Below are 15,342 nucleotides of genomic sequence, written 5' to 3'. Positions count from 1 at the left end.
GTGAAACGATGCATCGCCGATGGTAGTGTGGGGTTTCCCCATGTGAGAGTAGGTCATCGTCAAGATTAAATTCCAAAATCCCTGTCTGCTCGCGCAGACGGGGATTTTGTTTTTATAGAAGTCCCAAGTTTTCGCAGACACGTTTTGATAACGGATCTGCCACAGAATTTCTTGACGACCATAGAGCATTGGAACCACCTGATCCCATCCCGAACTCAGTAGTGAAACGATGCATCGCCGATGGTAGTGTGGGGTTTCCCCATGTGAGAGTAGGTCATCGTCAAGATTGAATTCCGAAACCCCTGTCTGCTAACGCAGACAGGGGTTTTGTTTTTGCGCGCCATAAATCCCCTGCGCATTCCATTCTTCGTAAGCGAACAGTGAACACACCTACCGGCCTCCCAAATTAAGGGCGATGGTGTCCGCCTATTTTTAAGCGGACGCGATAGCCCTTAAATGCGCCAACGAAGCTCTTACCCCAAGTCGTTTAAAGCCCAAGTTGTCCAGGAATGCCTGCAACCTGGCGCCTCCATTTCCAGCGTTGCCATCAGTCACGGCATCAATGCCAACGTGATCCGTAAGTGGCTGCCGCTTTACCGAGATCAGCCACCCGCAACCCTGCCGGCGTTTATTCCGGTAGAGATCTCCCCAAAAAAGCAGGCCGGGTTATCGGTGATCATCGAACTGCCATTTGGCGAGCACACCATCACGGTGAAATGGCCAGCTTCCGATCCCGAGGGATGCGTCCGATTTGTCCGTGGACTTACTTCGTGATCCGCATCGACGCAATTTGGCTGGCGACCGAACCGATGGACATGCGCTCTGGTACTGAGAAAGCCCTCGCACGAGTCGTGTCTGTCTTCGGTGCGGCGCAGCCGCATTGTGCTTATTTCTTTGCCAACCGCCGAGGCAATCGCATGAAGGTGTTGGTGCACGACGGACTGGGCGTTTGGTTGGCGGCACGCCGCCTGCACCAGGGGAAGTTTTCCTGGCCGAGCAATCGGCATGGTGACCAAATGGAGCTAAATACTGAGCAGCTTCAGGCACTGGTGGTCGGTCTTCCCTGGCAATGGCTTGGGTCTGACGGAGCCATCCGTAACCATTAAGAGACATGGATGACATACATCGATCAGCAGATCGGGCAGAGTCATCGCCATGATTCCTACTCCTCCTCTCGATCAGCTCGACACCGAACAACTGCGCAGCCTCGCTACGCAGTTGCTCAAACGCGTTGAGCATCTAGATACGCAGCTGGCGAGCCTCGACAAAGAGGTGCTTCATCAGAAGACCCGCAACCAACAACTCATTCACGAAATAGCCCAGCTCAAACGCCACCGCTTCGCCAAACGCTCCGAGTCGTTCAGCCCTGATCAGGCCAGCTTGCTCGACGACTTGATTGAGACCGACCTGGCCGCCATCGAAGCAGAGCTTGAAATCCTGGCACCAAAGCCAGCGCAAGTAGCAGTCCGCCAGCAACCCAAACGCACTGCATTGCCTGCCGAGTTTCCGCGCACGCTGATTCATCACGATCCCGAAAACACTCAATGCCAATGCGGCTGCGCCCTCAAGCGCATCGGCGAAGACGTCAGCGAAAAGCTCGACTACACGCCTGGCGTGTTTCGCGTTGAACGGCATATTCGTGGCAAATGGGTCTGTGACAACTGCGAAACCTTAATTCAAGAGACAGTACCGGCGCAGGTGATCGACAAAGGCATCCCGACTGCCGGGCTGCTGGCTCAGGTGATGATCGCGAAATACGCCGATCATTTGCCGCTGTACCGCCAGGAGCAAATCTTCGGGCGAGCCGGTCTCGCAATTCCTCGATCAACACTGGCCAGTTGGGTCGGCGCTTGTGGCGTGCAATTGCAGCCGCTGGTCGATGCCCTGCGCGAAGTCGTGCTTGAGCACAACGTGGTGCATGTCGATGAAACGCCGGTGCAGATGCTCGCGCCGGGCGAGAAGAAAGCCCACCGTGCTTATGTTTGGGGCTACGCTACGACCGCGTTCGCCGAGATAAGCGCGGTGGTGTACGACTTCAGCCCTGGCCGCTCGGGCGAGTATGCCCGCAACTTCCTCGGCGACTGGAAAGGCAACTTGGTCTGTGATGATTACAGTGGTTACAAAGCCAGCTTTGCACTTGGTGTCACTGAAATCGGCTGCATGACCCACGCCCGCCGCAAGTTTTATGACCTGCACATCACCAATAAAAGCGTGCTTGCCGAGCAAGCGTTGCGGTACATCGCGGCCCTATATGAAATTGAACGCGAAGTCCGCGATTTGGAACCGGATGTCCGGCGACGAATACGTCAGGAAAAAGCAGCGCCCCTGATGGACGCGTTTCATGCCTGGATGATCGCCCAGCGCGAGCTTGTGCATGAAGGTTTGGGGATTACCAAAGCCTTGGATTACAGCCTCAAACGTTGGGCTGCGTTGCGCCGTTACCTGGACGACGGCACGGTGCCGATAGACAACAACCATATCGAACAGCAAATTCGACCTTGGGCTCTTGGAAGAAAAAACTGGCTGTTCGCCGGGTCGCTACGCAGTGGCCAGCGCGCTGCTGCGCTAATGAGTTTGATCCAGTCGGCCAAGCTCAACGGCCACGATGCGTATGCTTATCTAAAAGACGTTCTTACTCGCCTGCCGACGCAGCGGGCGAGTGAGATTGGGGAGTTATTGCCGCATCGATGGCGACCGGCTTAGTTGCACAAGACGGGATGCCTGACCGCTTACCATTCTTCAGCCCCTCCCCCAGCACGATGCCAAAAGCCATCCCTGCGCTTTCGTCGGATTAAACATATTTCAGCTAAACACGGCTAAGTATTGCGCGACTGGTGCCGACAGCCTGTTGAGCAATGCGTGCGAGCAGAGCTGCCAAAAGGCTATGCACACCGTACGCATCCCAACTTTTGGCATAAGAAGTCCCATGCTATGAATCTCAAGTTCAGCCATAAAATCCTTCTGGCCGCTTCAGGCGTCGTGGTTTTGGCGTTTGCGTTATTCACGTTGTACAACGACTACTTGCAGCGCGACACCATCAAGCAAAACATCGAATCCTCAGTGCAGCAGGCGGGCAACCTGACAGCCAGCAGTGTGCAAAACTGGCTCGGTGGTCGCATTTTGGTGCTGGAGAGCCTTGCACAGAACATTGCGCAGCAAGGCAGCCAGGCTGATCTCCCGGGCCTGGTCGATCAGCCGGCATTCACCTCCAACTTCCAGTTCACCTACGTTGGCCAAGCCAACGGAGTGTTTACCCAGCGTCCTGATGCCACGATGCCTGCTGGTTATGATCCCCGTGAACGTCCCTGGTACAAGCAAGCGGTAAGCGCCGGCCAGACCATGCTGACGCCGCCTTATATGGCAGCGGTTGGTGGCCTGATTGTGACCATCGCCATGCCCGTCAAAAAAGGCGGTGAGTTGTTGGGTGTGGTGGGAGGTGACCTGAGCCTGGACAGCCTGGTCAAGATCATCAATTCGGTTGATTCCGGCGGCCTGGGCTATGCGTTTCTCGTGAGCAGTGATGGCCAGGTGATCGTTAGCCCGGATAAAGATCAGGTAATGAAAAACCTGAAAGACATTTACCCGGCCAGCACTCTGCGCATCGAGAAGGGCATTCAGGAGGTGAGGCTCAATGGTCATGAGCGGATTATTTCGTTTACCCCGGTGACAGGTCTGCCGTCTGCAGACTGGTATATCGGTCAATCAATAGATAAAGAAAAAGCGTACGCGCCACTGTCTAAATTCCGCACGTCCGCGTTGATCGCCATGTTTATTGCGGTGGCGGCGATTGCGCTGTTGTTGAGCTTGTTGATCAGTGTGCTAATGCGTCCACTGACCACCATGGGGCGTGCAATGCAGGATATCGCCCAGGGTGAAGGTGACCTGACGCGCCGTCTGGTGATTGAGAACAAGGACGAATTCGGTGAGCTGGCCAGCTCCTTCAACCAGTTTGTTGAGCGTATTCACGCGTCGATCAGCGAAGTGTCTTCTGCGACACGTCAGGTTCATGACTTGTCGCATCGCGTCATGGCCTCGTCCAACGCATCCATTGTTGGCTCGGACGAACAAAGTGCGCGAACCAACAGCGTGGCCGCGGCGATCAACGAGCTGGGTGCTGCCACTCAGGAAATTGCCCGCAACGCCGCCGATGCTTCGCAGCATGCCAGCGGTGCCAGCGAGCAGGCAGATGACGGTCGCAAAGTGGTTGAGCAGACCATCCAGGCCATGACCGAGCTGTCGCAGAAAATCAGCCTGTCGTGTGCCCAAATCGAAACCCTCAATGCCAGCACCGACAACATTGGCCACATCTTGGATGTGATCAAGGGTATCTCTCAGCAAACTAACCTGCTGGCCCTCAACGCAGCCATTGAGGCCGCGCGTGCGGGCGAAGCGGGTCGAGGCTTTGCCGTGGTGGCGGATGAGGTGCGCAACCTCGCTCATCGCACTCAGGAATCGGCAGAGGAGATACATAAAATGATCACCTCGCTGCAGGTAGGCTCCCGCGAAGCGGTCAGCACCATGAATGCGAGTCAGGTCTCCAGCGAGGAGAGTGTCGAAGTGGCCAACCAGGCCGGTGCCCGTTTGATCAGCGTGACTCAGCGCATCGATGAGATTGACGGGATGAACCAGTCAGTTGCTGCCGCCACCGAAGAGCAAACAGCAGTGGTCGAAACCCTCAATGTGGATATCAACCAGATCAACTTGCTCAACCAGCAAGGTGTGGTGAACCTCAACGAAACCCTCAAAGACTGCGATGCGCTATCGCAGCAAGCCAGCCGCCTCAAGCAGTTGGTCGACAGTTTCAAAATTTGAGGCCGGCAGCTCAGTAACAAGTTATCCACAGCCTTGGCGTTTAATGCGTCAGGGCTGTTTTGCTTTGAGCGTACTCAAATAGTAAGTAATGGCCTTTACTCCGCGCTGCAGGTGCAACTCCAGCTCCGCAATACAAGCCTGCACATCTCTGGCCCGGGCATAACGCAGCAACGCCCGATGATCGTCCTGGCATAACTTGCCCAGGTTCATCTGCTCAAGGTTAAAGCGCAGGAAACGCTCTTCTTCAATAAGCCCGGACTCAATGAGTGCCAGCAGCTTTTTATTCGGTGCCTTGCAGTAAAGTGCCTGGTGAAATTGCCGATTGAGTGTGCCGATTTTGCCGAAGTCTGTTTCTGCTTCCAGCGCTTCGATATAACCCTCGGCCTCTTCGAAATCCTCGTTGCTCAACAGCGGTACTGACAGGCGCAGTGCCTGGGCTTCGAGCAACTGGCGCAATTCATAGGTTTGCAGCGAGTCGTCTTCAATCAAAGGGGCAACCACTGCTCCCTTGTATTGCACAACCTGCAACAAACCTTGAGCTTCCAGTTGGCGCAGTGCCTCGCGTACAGGCATGCGGCTGACCCCAAACAACTTGGCCAGTGCTTCCTGGCGGATAGCCGTGCCGCAGGGCAAGCGGCCATCAAGAATAGCGTTGCGCAAGGTCTCTTCAATCACCGAACGCGCCAAATGAGCGGGTATGGGCCCCGAGACAACTATGCTGTTTAAAGGATTGTTTTTAACGGCCACGTAGCGACTACCTGTGCCGACGAAACGGCACACTTGTTTGGATCCAATTCAAGTTAGGTACTGACCCGGTCGCTGTCAAACCTTGTTACGTATAGTTTAGCGTGACTGCGGGACAAGAGATTGCATGAGGCCACTATCTTTCTTGGCGGGTACGCTGCCTTTTCTTATGGGCTGTGCCCTACAATCGCCGAAGTCAGAGCTGCCCAATTTGCAGCACCAATGCACAGCAGGTGAAGGATGGGCGTACTCAGCAACAACGATGTGGGTGAGCAACGGTTTGAACTCCCGTTACAGCCCTCTAACGTCCTTTCCAGCCTGATCCGTCAGCCATGGCTGTGGTGCATTTTGCTGCTGGCCGCAGGCGTGCGCTTTTACGGCTTCACCGCTTCGGCCATCTGGTGCGACGAAGGCTCCAGCCTGATGCTGAGCGGCTATCCGCTGTCGGGGATCTGGTTTCATGCGGCGCACGATGTTCACCCACCGTTGTACTTCATGCTGTTGCACGGCTGGATAGCGCTGTTCGGTGACAACCTGGACTCGATTCGTTCCCTGAGTGTCCTGCCCGGCATCGCCACGGTATTTTTGGGTGTCTGGCTGGTATGGCTGGTGGCCTCCCCGCGGGCTGCGTTGCTGGCGGGCCTGCTGCTGGCGTTGTTGCCCACTGCCGTGCGCTACAGCCAGGAAGTACGGATGTACTCACTGATGGGGCTGTGGCTGATTGCCGCCACGATTGCGCTGGTGTATTGGGTCAAGGCTCCGCATAAATATCGTTACCCGGTGCTCTACACCTTGCTGATGGCGGCCGCTTTTTACACACATTACTTCACCGCTTTTTGTGTAATGGCCCATTGGCTGTACCTGCTGCTTGGCGGCCGCAGTACCGGGTGGTTGATCAGGCGCCCGGCCTGGTGGCTGGCAAACGTTGCCATTGTGCTGTTGTTCCTGCCCTGGTTGCCGGGGCTGGTGGATTTGCTGCAACACATGGATGAACTCAAAAGCGGTGGTGACGTAGGCTGGGAGCCGGCAGTCGATGCCCGTTCCTTGCCCGCCATGACGTGGCAGTTGTTGATACAGGATGAAGGCGACAACCTGCCCTGGCCGTTGTTCTGGCTGGCCCCGTTGGCACTGCTTGGCGGTGTGACAGGGATGGCGGTTCGCGATTCAAGCCCGCATAAATTCATCACGTTGATCGTGATCTATACCTTGTTGCCGATCCTGGCCATTTACGCCGTATCTTTCATCTCGCCTCTGTTTATCGAACGTTACGTGATGTTTGCCGCGCTGGGGTTGCCGCTGCTTGTCGCGATCGCAGTGGATCAGTTGTTCAAGCGCAAGCGTGCGCTGGCCATAGCGTTGTTGAGCCTGTTTGTGGGCACCGAGCTGGTAGGCTTGCGCAGCAACTTCAGTAGCGATGCCGACCACTTTGACCGTCTGGTCGAGCATGTTAACCAACAGTTCAAACCCGGTGACCGGATCGTCGTCAGTGACCTGTTCTGGTACTTCAGCTTCGTCTATTACAACAAAACCGGGTTTCAACCCATGCTCTATACGCCGCCCCTGGAAGATGGCACTTCAGGGCGTCCGAATGACTATGGATTTGGCACGTTGGTGAATGCCCACGGTAAAAGTATTTATGTCGACCGCCTGAGCGATCTGCCGCCAGGCCCGGGACGCATCTGGCTGATCAGCAGCAAAGTGCAGCCGGATGATTTCAGCGCGATTCCCATTGATTGGCGCAAAGCACAGGACCTGGCCGTCGATGACACTCAGGCTCGTCTATATTTGACCTGCGTTGCCGCCCAATGCGGCCCTGAACCTGAATGGAGTCAACTCGATGCAAAAGCCAACCCATAGCCTGCCATCCTTGTTCAAGCAGCTGGGCCTGCCGTCCAGCCCGGAAGACATCGAAAAGTTTGTCACCACCCACTCGCCACTCAAGCCTGACCTCAAGCTTGAAGATGCTTTTTTCTGGACGCCCGCCCAAGCGGCTTTTTTGCGCGAAGAGCATCTTGAAGACGCTGACTGGGCTGAAGTCGTCGACCAATTGAATCTGATGCTGCGGCAAAAACCGGTCGTGGGCGGGAAGAAATAAATAGCAACACTTGACTGTGATCATCTGGCCGCGCAATATTAATAGTTAGCAAACTAACATTATGTGACGCCTCTTGCCTGACACTCTCGATCCACTGCAAATGAGCATCAGCACCGGCATGGTGGTTGCGACTCGCCATTGGCGTCGCGTCTGCCAGGCCACGCTGGTCAACTATGGCATTTCCGAAGCCTGCGCCATGCCGTTGCTGATTATCGGCCGCCTGGGTGAGGGTGTGCGGCAAGTCACCGTGGCCCACGCTGCCGGGATGGAAAGCCCGTCGCTGGTGCGCTTGCTCGATCAATTGTGCAAGGCTGGCTATGTGCGCCGCTGTGAAGATGCCAGCGACAGACGCGCCAAAACCCTGAGCCTGACTGACACCGGTCGCGCTTTGGTGCAATCGATAGAAGCCCAACTGGTACAACTGAGAAGGGCCGCCCTAGCCACTATCCCGGTGGCTGACCAGGAAGCTGCGTTGCGTGTGATCAAAGCCTTCGAGGCTGCGGGACAACTGCCTGACGGAGCCGCCTCTTGAACGGTTTTTTCAGCAGCCTGCCTCCCGCCCGCGACTGGTTCTATGGGGTACGCACATTCGCCGCCTCGATGATCGCGCTGTATATCGCCTTGCTGATGGAAATGCCCCGTCCTTACTGGGCAATGGCCACGGTTTATATCGTCTCCAGCCCCTTTGTCGGGCCAACCAGCTCCAAGGCGGTATACCGTGCCCTGGGCACGCTGATAGGTGCTGCGGCTGCGGTGTTTTTTGTGCCGTTGTTTGTCCAGACCCCATTTTTGCTGGTGCTGGTGATCGCCCTCTGGACCGGTATTTTGCTGTTTCTGTCGTTGCACCTGCGCACGGCCAACAGTTACGTGTTCATGCTCGCCGGCTACACCATGCCAATGATCGCCTTGCCGATTGTGGATAACCCGCTGAACGTGTTCGACATTGCCGTTTCGCGTACCGAAGAAATCATGCTCGGCATCGTCTGCGCGGCGGTGGTCGGCAGCATGTTCTGGCCTCGGCGCCTGACCCCGGTGTTTATCGACTCGGCGGCCAAGTGGTTTGCCGACGCGAGCAATTACAGCAAGCACTTTCTGGCCCGTGATGTCGAACCGAGCAAAGCCAGCGGCCTGCGCTCGTCGATGGTCACGACCTTCAACAGCCTTGAAATGATGATTGGCCAGTTGCCCCATGAGGGCGCGCACCCGCAGACCGTGCGCAACACCAAAGAGCTGCGCGGGCGCATGATCCACCTGCTGCCGGTGGTCGATGCCCTGGACGATGCACTCTATGCGCTGGAGCGTCGCGCTCCGGAGCTGCTCGACAAGGTTACGCCATTGCTCGACCACGCCCAGGCATGGCTTGAGCGCACCCGTGATGGCGCGCCGGTCCAGCAGTGGCAAGCCCTGCGTCATGAACTCGAAGCATTGCAGCCCAGCGCTGCCGCCCTGGATGATCGTCGCCAATTGGTGCTTTCCAACGTGCTGTACCGGCTGGGTGAATGGATCGACCTGTGGCAAGACTGCCGCAGCCTGCAGGAAGCCATCTCCACCGGCAACCGTGAGGTCTGGCGTGCGGTATACCGACATTGGCGCCTGGGTCGCCTGACGCCGTTTCTGGATCGCGGGCTTATGCTTTATTCCGCGTTCTCTACCGTCACCGCGATTGTCGTCGCTTCGGTGCTGTGGATTCTGCTCGGCTGGACCGATGGCGCCAGTGCGGTGATTCTGGCCGCCGTGGCCTGCAGTTTCTTTGCCGCAATGGATGACCCGGCGCCGCAGATCTACCGGTTCTTTTTCTGGACCTCGCTGTCGGTACTGTTCGCCAGCCTTTACCTGTTTGTGATCCTGCCCAACCTGCATGACTTTCCGATGCTGGTGCTGGCGTTTGCCGTGCCTTTTATTTGCGTCGGCACCCTGACCGTACAGCCGCGATTTTATCTGGGTACCCTGCTGACTATCGTCAACACCGCCTCGTTTATCAGCATTCAGGGCGCCTACGATGCTGACTTCATGGTGTTTATGAACGCCAACCTGGCCGGCCCTGTCGGCCTGCTGTTTGCCTTCGTCTGGACCCTGATTGCGCGCCCGTTCGGTGCCGAGCTGGCCGCCAAGCGGCTGACCCGCTTCAGCTGGCGTGACATCGTCAGCCTGACCCAGCCCGCCACCCTGGCCGAGCACCGGCAAATGGGCGCGCAAATGCTCGATCGCCTGATGCAGCACTTGCCGCGTCTGGCCTTGACCGGGCAGGACACGGGCAGCGCACTGCGTGACTTGCGGGTGGCGCTCAACCTGCTCGATCTGCTGGCTTATGCACCCAGGGTCACGGGGGGGCCGCAACTGTTACTGCGCCAAGTGGTCAGTGATGTGGGCGACTACTTTTGTGCCTGTCTCAAGGCGGGTGAGCGCCTGCCAATGCCAATGGGCCTGCAAATGACCATGGACCGCACGCGTCGCGCCCTCAACGCCAATGACCTGCAAGCCGAAGGCGAGGCCCGGGTGCATCTGCTGCACGCCCTCAGCGGCCTGCGGCTGGCGTTGCTGCCCGGCGTAGAATTCATTGTCGACAACGACGACCTGCCACATCCCCAGGGCCAAACCATTGATGGAGCGCCGCTATGATCGGTGACGTAGATATCAGCGGGGTCTTTCTGCCCACGCTCCTGGTATTGATGGGCATCACCTACTTGTTGTTTCTGGTGGTTCACGGGTTACTGACCCGTGTGCACTTTTACCGTCTGGTCTGGCACCGGGCTTTGTTCAACGTCGGTCTCTACGCTCTGTTACTCGGCGTTGTGGATTCGTTCAGTCGATATCTGATGACATGAAAAAACCTTTACTGACCTTGGGCCGTGTCGTTCTCACCTTATTGGTGGTGACGTTTGCCTGCGTCGTGGTCTGGCGCATGACCATGTACTACATGTTTGCTCCCTGGACACGTGACGCCCACATCCGCGCTGACATCGTGCAAATCGCCCCCGACGTGTCGGGCCTGATCAAGCAGGTGGATGTGCGTGACAACCAGCCCGTCAGCCGTGATCAGGTACTGTTCGTGATTGACCAGGAGCGCTTCAAGCTGGCGCTGCGTCAGGCTGAGGCCACCGTTGCCGACCGCAAGGAGACCCTGGCCCAGGCCCAGCGAGAAAGTCGCCGGAACAAGGGCCTGGGCAACCTGGTTGCCCGCGAACAGCTCGAAGAAAGCCAGTCCCGCGAGATGCGCGCCCAGGCCGCACTGATTGAGGCCCAAGTGGCTGTGGACAGCGCCCAGCTCAATCTGGATCGTACGGTGGTGCGCAGCCCGGTGGATGGCTACGTCAACGACCGGGCCCCCCGGGTCAATGAGTTCGTCACCGCAGGGCGGCCGGTCTTGTCGATTGTCGACAGCAGCTCGTTCCATATCGATGGCTATTTCGAAGAAACCAAACTCGATGGCATCCATGTCGGCCAGAGTGTCGATATCCGCGTCATTGGCGACAACGCCCGCTTGCGCGGGCATGTTGAAAGCATCGTGGCGGGCATCGAAGACCGTGACCGCACCAGCGGCCAGAACCTGCTGCCCAACGTCAACCCGGCGTTCAGCTGGGTGCGGCTGGCGCAACGGATTCCGGTGCGTATCGTGTTCGACGACGTGCCTGAAGACTTTCGCATGATCGCCGGGCGCACCGCGACCGTGTCCATCATCGAAGACTCGGCCAAAACCCAGCCTGCCCCGGAGCGCGCGCAATGAAAGCCGTTCGCCTGGCAGCCGTAGGGCTGGGTCTGCTGCTGTCCGGTTGCCAGCTGCTCGGCCCTGATTACCAGTTGCCCAAAGACGCGGCCATGCAGCGCCCGGACTTGCAGGGCCAACTGGCGGGCGAGGGCGCCAACGTGGTCTCCGCCCCGGTTCCGAATGACTGGTGGAAGCTCTATGAGGACCCCAAGCTCAATGAACTGGTGCGCCAGGCGCTGGCCTCCAACACTGATTTGCAGGTCGCCGCGGCGAACCTGTCGCGGGCGCGGGCTCAGGTTGAGCAGGCGCAGTCAGCCGGTGGCTGGAGTGGCTCGGTAAAGGCGGGCGCCCAGCGCCTGCAAGAGTCCGGTGAAGCCTTCCTGCTGGCCGATAAGGTACCGGTGGCCAACGTCGGCGATCTGGGTATCAGCACCTCGTATCAATTCGATTTGTGGGGCACCTTGCAGCGCGGGATCGAAGCGGCGCAGGCCAACGCCGACGCGACTCAGGCCGCCGCCGACACCGCGCGCATCACCCTGGTGGCGGATGTGGTGCGGGCGTACACCCAGGTCTGCGCAGCCAATGAAGAACACCACATCGCTGAAGAGTCCCTCAAGCTTCAAGCGCAAAGCACCAGCCTGACCCAGCGCCTGCGTGATGCGGGGCGCGGTGATGAAACCCAGGTCACCCGCTCTGAAACCCAGTTCAAATCGTTGCGGGCGGAATTGCCCCGTTACGAGGCATTGCGCCAGGCCGGCCTGTTTCGTTTGTCGATGTTGCTGGCCAGGCCGCTGGATCAACTGCCTGCCGGTGTTGCCACCTGCGCCGAGCTGCCGCACATCGCCCAACTGTTGCCTGTGGGTGATGGTGCGGCGCTGCTCAAACGCCGCCCGGACGTGCGTCAGGCCGAACGCCATCTGGCCGCCGCCACCGCCGAAATCGGCGTGGCCACAGGCTCTCTGTACCCGGACATCAGCATCGGTGCCAGCATTGGCACGGTGGGGATTATCGACAACCTGGGCACGGCACCCACCAACCGCTGGGGTTTTGGTCCGATGCTGAGCTGGACCATTCCGACCAATGGTTCGCGAGCGCGGATCCGTGAAGCCGAGGCCGTGACTCAAGGGGCGTTGGCCAAGTTTGACGGTGTGGTGCTCAACGCCATCCGCGAAACCCAGACCAGCCTGGTGCAATACACCGCGTTGCTGCAGCGCCGTGATGCCCTGGCCGAGGCCGAGTTGTCGGCCAAAACAGCAGCCGACCAGACCCATCGGTTCTTCCAGGCGGGGCGCGAGTCATTCCTGGCCGATCTGCAGGCCACCCGCACCTACACTGACATGCGCGCGCAATTGTCGGCGGCCAACACCCAGGTTGCCATGAGTCAGATCGATCTGTTTCTGGCCCTGGGTGGTGGCTGGGAAAGTGGACGAACGCAAGCTGCGGCAAACGCCAAACCCTGACAGCGTTGCTATGCTCTGAATAATCGGTATCGGAACGATGGTTCAGGGCGTTAGCGGGTTTGTAGCCCTCCTCATCGTGCAGACCCTGCCTGATGGGGATACTAATAATGAAAAACCCTTATGCTCCCGGCTTCTGGTGCGCAGTGGCAGCAGTGGTGTTGCTTTCGGCGACCTATTTCTACGGCATCATGTTGGCGCACCAGATCGACAAGGCGATGATCTTCCTCGACAGCGCCAGTGCGCTGATTGCCGTATTGGCCATCGTGGTTGTGGCCTGCGCCTCAGTGCAGACCCGACAAATCAAAAAACGCCAGATCACCCAGGGCCAGACCCGTGTTCTGATCTGGGACACCAAAGTTGCCCTGCGTCGGGTCGAGACGGTATTTGACCGCTATTTCTGGGGCAGCTATTGGCAACCGGGGCGTACCTTCCAGGAGTTCATGGGCGAATTGACCGGCACCCCGCTGGAAAAAAGCCTCGAAGCCCTCAAAACCCAATGCCTGAAACTCGACAAGGCGCTGCCTTCCGAAGATCGCCAATGGCTCGACACTGCGCGTGAGCTCTCGGATGTCGCGGCAGCGATGGCTCGTGAGCGTTATCAGCTAGATTACTCGGATGTTTCTTTTAATTCTGTAGGAGAAACCTGCATCGATCATGACCTGGAAGTCCTGGTGTACACCTGGAGTGCCAGCCTCAAGAGTTTCGACCATCAGCTCGACGAAATCGACCAGCGTTACGCCCAACCGGTATGAGGGCGGCGTCACTCGAGAGCAGCGTCAGTTCTGCTAGCGGTGTTAACCTGCCTGTACTTTTCGGCCCATGAAGGGCCAGGCAAAGACCGATTTACTTTCAACACAACGGACATTGAACGGGTCAATTGATGAATAAACCATTAGGTGTACTGGTAGGGATCGTTGTTGTCGCTGGGGCGCTGAACACCGCTGGCGCGTGGTACACCGGCAGCAAAATCGAGGGTGTGTTGCAGACCTCGATCGAACAGACCAACCAGGAGCTGGCCAAGCAACTGCAAGGCACGACCACTCACGGCACCATTGAATTGGTTTCCATTGAACGCAACCTCTACAGCAGTACCGCGCACTATCGCCTGCAAATCCAGGACGACAAAGCGGGCCCGGATGCAAAGCCGGTGGAGTTGCTGTTTGTCGATAATATCGAACATGGCCCGTTGCCGTGGTCGCGTATCAAGACGTTCAAGTGGATGCCAGTGATGGCGGTCAGCAATTACTCGCTGGAAAAAACCCCATTTACCGAGAAATGGTTTGCCGCAACCAAGGATCAGACCCCGCTCAAAGGCCAGGTCACCCTGGGTTACGACCGCTCGATTGACGGCCATATGGAGCTGACGGCACTGGAGACCCAGCTGGACGAGCACTCCACCTTCAGCTTCTCGGGTATGACCATGCAAGCCCAAACCGATGCCGACGGCCAGAACCTCAAGGCCAAAGGCTACATGGACCACCTCAAGCTCAATGCGATCACGATTGAGAACCCGCCAGTAACGGTCGAGCTCAACGGCCTGACCCTGGCCAGTGACCTGAAGAAAACCGACTTTGGCTTCTATCTCGGGCAGAACGTGATGGCGCTGAGTGAAGGTCAGCTGACTTATGGCGTGAAGCAATCGGTTATCAAGCTAAAGAACTTCGAGTACGCGGATTCTGCTTCCGCCAATGGCAACCTGATGTCCGGGCGTCTGGCCTATAACGTCGGTGATGTCACCCTGGACGGCAAGCCAGTGGGCAGTGCGCAAATGGTGCTGACTGCCAGCAGCCTGGATATCCCGGCCATGCAGGCGTTGTTGCAGATCTACCAGAGCAAGTTTCAGCCTCAGGCTGACGGTACTTTGCCGCAAACACCGCTGACCCCGGTCGAGCAAGTGCAGATGCAGGTTCAGGTTGAAAAAATTCTGGCCGCCAAACCGCAACTGGCGCTGGAGAAGTTCACGATCAAGACCGCCAATGGTGAAAGCCAGCTCAACATTGCCATGGGGTTGGCCAAGCCGACTTCATTTGAGTTGCCGCCAGTTGAAGTCACCAAGCAGATGCTGACCGCACTGGATGCCAAACTGTTGCTGTCCAAACCGATGATTACTGATTTGTCAGCGGTACAGGCACAGCTGGTTGGCCAGACCGATCCGCAAGCTATCGCCAAGATTGCCAGCATGAACAGCGAGATGGCAGGCGTGATGGCGGTGCAAACCGGGCTGGCCAAAGTGGAGGGCAACAACATTCTGGCTTCGCTCAATTACGCTGACGGCCAGGTGGATCTCAATGGTCAGAAAATGAGCCTTGAAGACTTCATCACGGCAATGACCACCCGTTTTGGTGGTGTGGCGAGCCAGTAAAGCTGCGACTTAAACCGTGGGAGCGAGCCTGCTCGCGAACGATCTTCGCGAGCAAGCCCGCTCCCACAGCTTTGTGCAGACGCGACAAAGCCCTGCGCAATGCGTATAGGGTTTGATTTGGAAGGGGGAAAACGCGGTTCCCTTGAACAAGGGAACGCATTTG

14 protein-coding genes, 1 rRNA gene and 1 pseudogene are annotated in these 15,342 nt (G+C 57.7%); 15 read left to right on the top strand and 1 reads right to left on the bottom strand.

The window, feature by feature from the left end; translation table 11 throughout:
- The first annotated feature begins 170 nt into the window (after positions 1–170).
- The 6 genes and pseudogenes from rrf to CJU81_RS24405 all read left to right on the top strand — a co-directional run bounded on the left by rrf (position 171) and on the right by CJU81_RS24405 (position 4,812).
- A 5S ribosomal RNA gene (rrf, locus tag CJU81_RS02460) occupies positions 171–286 on the top strand.
- A 170-nt stretch (positions 287–456) separates the two neighbouring features.
- Positions 457–774 carry an IS66-like element accessory protein TnpA gene (tnpA, locus tag CJU81_RS02455; protein ID WP_095035360.1) on the top strand — a complete coding sequence of 106 codons (318 nt, stop codon included), beginning with the start codon at positions 457–459 and terminating at the stop codon, positions 772–774.
- Positions 771–1,106 carry an IS66 family insertion sequence element accessory protein TnpB gene (gene tnpB, locus CJU81_RS23645; RefSeq protein ID WP_141232557.1) on the top strand — a complete coding sequence of 112 codons (336 nt, stop codon included), beginning with the start codon at positions 771–773 and terminating at the stop codon, positions 1,104–1,106. The genes tnpA and tnpB overlap by 4 nt, the downstream gene beginning before the upstream one ends.
- Positions 1,107–1,155: 49 nt before the next feature.
- A complete protein-coding gene (tnpC, locus tag CJU81_RS02445) occupies positions 1,156–2,703 on the top strand; it encodes an IS66 family transposase (protein ID WP_095035358.1) in 1,548 nt (515 codons plus the stop codon).
- Positions 2,704–2,931: 228 nt separating this feature from the next.
- Positions 2,932–3,957 (top strand): annotated as a pseudogene (locus CJU81_RS24410) (cache domain-containing protein); the annotation flags it as partial.
- Between the two features lie 69 nt (positions 3,958–4,026).
- On the top strand, positions 4,027–4,812 hold the full coding sequence (locus CJU81_RS24405; RefSeq protein WP_370688617.1) for a methyl-accepting chemotaxis protein: 786 nt from the start codon (positions 4,027–4,029) through the stop codon (positions 4,810–4,812).
- 48 nt (positions 4,813–4,860) lie between these two features.
- Here CJU81_RS24405 and CJU81_RS02435 read toward each other — a convergent pair whose 3' ends face one another.
- Positions 4,861–5,559 (bottom strand): GntR family transcriptional regulator, encoded by a 699-nt coding sequence (locus CJU81_RS02435; protein WP_095035356.1) that lies wholly within the window; start codon positions 5,557–5,559, stop codon positions 4,861–4,863.
- Between the two features lie 237 nt (positions 5,560–5,796).
- Between CJU81_RS02435 and CJU81_RS02430 the strand changes: the two genes are divergently transcribed.
- The 9 genes from CJU81_RS02430 (at position 5,797) to CJU81_RS02390 (ending at position 15,179) form a co-directional block, all read left to right on the top strand.
- Positions 5,797–7,413: a glycosyltransferase family 39 protein gene (locus CJU81_RS02430; RefSeq protein ID WP_095035355.1), complete on the top strand. Its 1,617-nt coding sequence runs from the start codon at positions 5,797–5,799 to the stop codon at positions 7,411–7,413.
- Positions 7,394–7,651 carry a DUF2789 domain-containing protein gene (locus CJU81_RS02425; protein WP_095035354.1) on the top strand — a complete coding sequence of 86 codons (258 nt, stop codon included), beginning with the start codon at positions 7,394–7,396 and terminating at the stop codon, positions 7,649–7,651. The genes CJU81_RS02430 and CJU81_RS02425 overlap by 20 nt, the downstream gene beginning before the upstream one ends.
- Before the next feature lie 100 nt (positions 7,652–7,751).
- A complete protein-coding gene (locus tag CJU81_RS02420; protein WP_095035353.1) occupies positions 7,752–8,183 on the top strand; it encodes a MarR family winged helix-turn-helix transcriptional regulator in 432 nt (143 codons plus the stop codon).
- Entirely contained in the window at positions 8,180–10,270 is a 2,091-nt protein-coding gene (locus CJU81_RS02415) for an FUSC family protein (protein WP_095035352.1), read from the top strand. Before CJU81_RS02420 ends, CJU81_RS02415 begins: the two co-directional genes overlap by 4 nt.
- Positions 10,267–10,476, top strand: a complete 210-nt coding sequence (locus tag CJU81_RS02410) for a DUF1656 domain-containing protein (RefSeq protein WP_016782973.1) — start codon at positions 10,267–10,269, stop codon at positions 10,474–10,476. Before CJU81_RS02415 ends, CJU81_RS02410 begins: the two co-directional genes overlap by 4 nt.
- A complete protein-coding gene (locus CJU81_RS02405) occupies positions 10,473–11,375 on the top strand; it encodes an efflux RND transporter periplasmic adaptor subunit (RefSeq protein ID WP_095035351.1) in 903 nt (300 codons plus the stop codon). The genes CJU81_RS02410 and CJU81_RS02405 overlap by 4 nt, the downstream gene beginning before the upstream one ends.
- A complete protein-coding gene (locus CJU81_RS02400) occupies positions 11,372–12,817 on the top strand; it encodes an efflux transporter outer membrane subunit (RefSeq protein WP_095035350.1) in 1,446 nt (481 codons plus the stop codon). The genes CJU81_RS02405 and CJU81_RS02400 overlap by 4 nt, the downstream gene beginning before the upstream one ends.
- A 107-nt stretch (positions 12,818–12,924) precedes the next feature.
- On the top strand, positions 12,925–13,569 hold the full coding sequence (locus CJU81_RS02395; protein ID WP_095035349.1) for an NADH:ubiquinone oxidoreductase subunit N: 645 nt from the start codon (positions 12,925–12,927) through the stop codon (positions 13,567–13,569).
- 128 nt (positions 13,570–13,697) lie between these two features.
- Positions 13,698–15,179, top strand: a complete 1,482-nt coding sequence (locus tag CJU81_RS02390) for a YdgA family protein (protein ID WP_095035348.1) — start codon at positions 13,698–13,700, stop codon at positions 15,177–15,179.
- Positions 15,180–15,342: the final 163 nt, after the last annotated feature.

Source organism: Pseudomonas fragi, assembly GCF_002269505.1.
Taxonomy (GTDB): domain Bacteria; phylum Pseudomonadota; class Gammaproteobacteria; order Pseudomonadales; family Pseudomonadaceae; genus Aquipseudomonas; species Aquipseudomonas fragi_D.
The sequence above is the reverse complement of the archived record's forward strand: the minus strand, read 5'-3'. Positions and strand labels throughout refer to the sequence as shown.

Bases quoted from the DNA above. Each gene is read 5' to 3' on its own strand.
- tnpA (WP_095035360.1), top strand. From the start codon at position 457: ATGCGCCAACGAAGCTCTTACCCCAAGTCGTTTAAAGCCCAAGTTGTC.
- tnpC (WP_095035358.1), top strand. From the start codon at position 1,156: ATGATTCCTACTCCTCCTCTCGATCAGCTCGACACCGAACAACTGCGC.
- CJU81_RS24405 (WP_370688617.1), top strand. From the start codon at position 4,027: ATGGCCTCGTCCAACGCATCCATTGTTGGCTCGGACGAACAAAGTGCG.
- CJU81_RS02430 (WP_095035355.1), top strand. From the start codon at position 5,797: ATGGGCGTACTCAGCAACAACGATGTGGGTGAGCAACGGTTTGAACTC.
- CJU81_RS02425 (WP_095035354.1), top strand. From the start codon at position 7,394: ATGCAAAAGCCAACCCATAGCCTGCCATCCTTGTTCAAGCAGCTGGGC.
- CJU81_RS02420 (WP_095035353.1), top strand. From the start codon at position 7,752: ATGAGCATCAGCACCGGCATGGTGGTTGCGACTCGCCATTGGCGTCGC.
- CJU81_RS02410 (WP_016782973.1), top strand. From the start codon at position 10,267: ATGATCGGTGACGTAGATATCAGCGGGGTCTTTCTGCCCACGCTCCTG.
- CJU81_RS02405 (WP_095035351.1), top strand. From the start codon at position 10,473: ATGAAAAAACCTTTACTGACCTTGGGCCGTGTCGTTCTCACCTTATTG.
- CJU81_RS02400 (WP_095035350.1), top strand. From the start codon at position 11,372: ATGAAAGCCGTTCGCCTGGCAGCCGTAGGGCTGGGTCTGCTGCTGTCC.
- CJU81_RS02395 (WP_095035349.1), top strand. From the start codon at position 12,925: ATGAAAAACCCTTATGCTCCCGGCTTCTGGTGCGCAGTGGCAGCAGTG.
- CJU81_RS02390 (WP_095035348.1), top strand. From the start codon at position 13,698: ATGAATAAACCATTAGGTGTACTGGTAGGGATCGTTGTTGTCGCTGGG.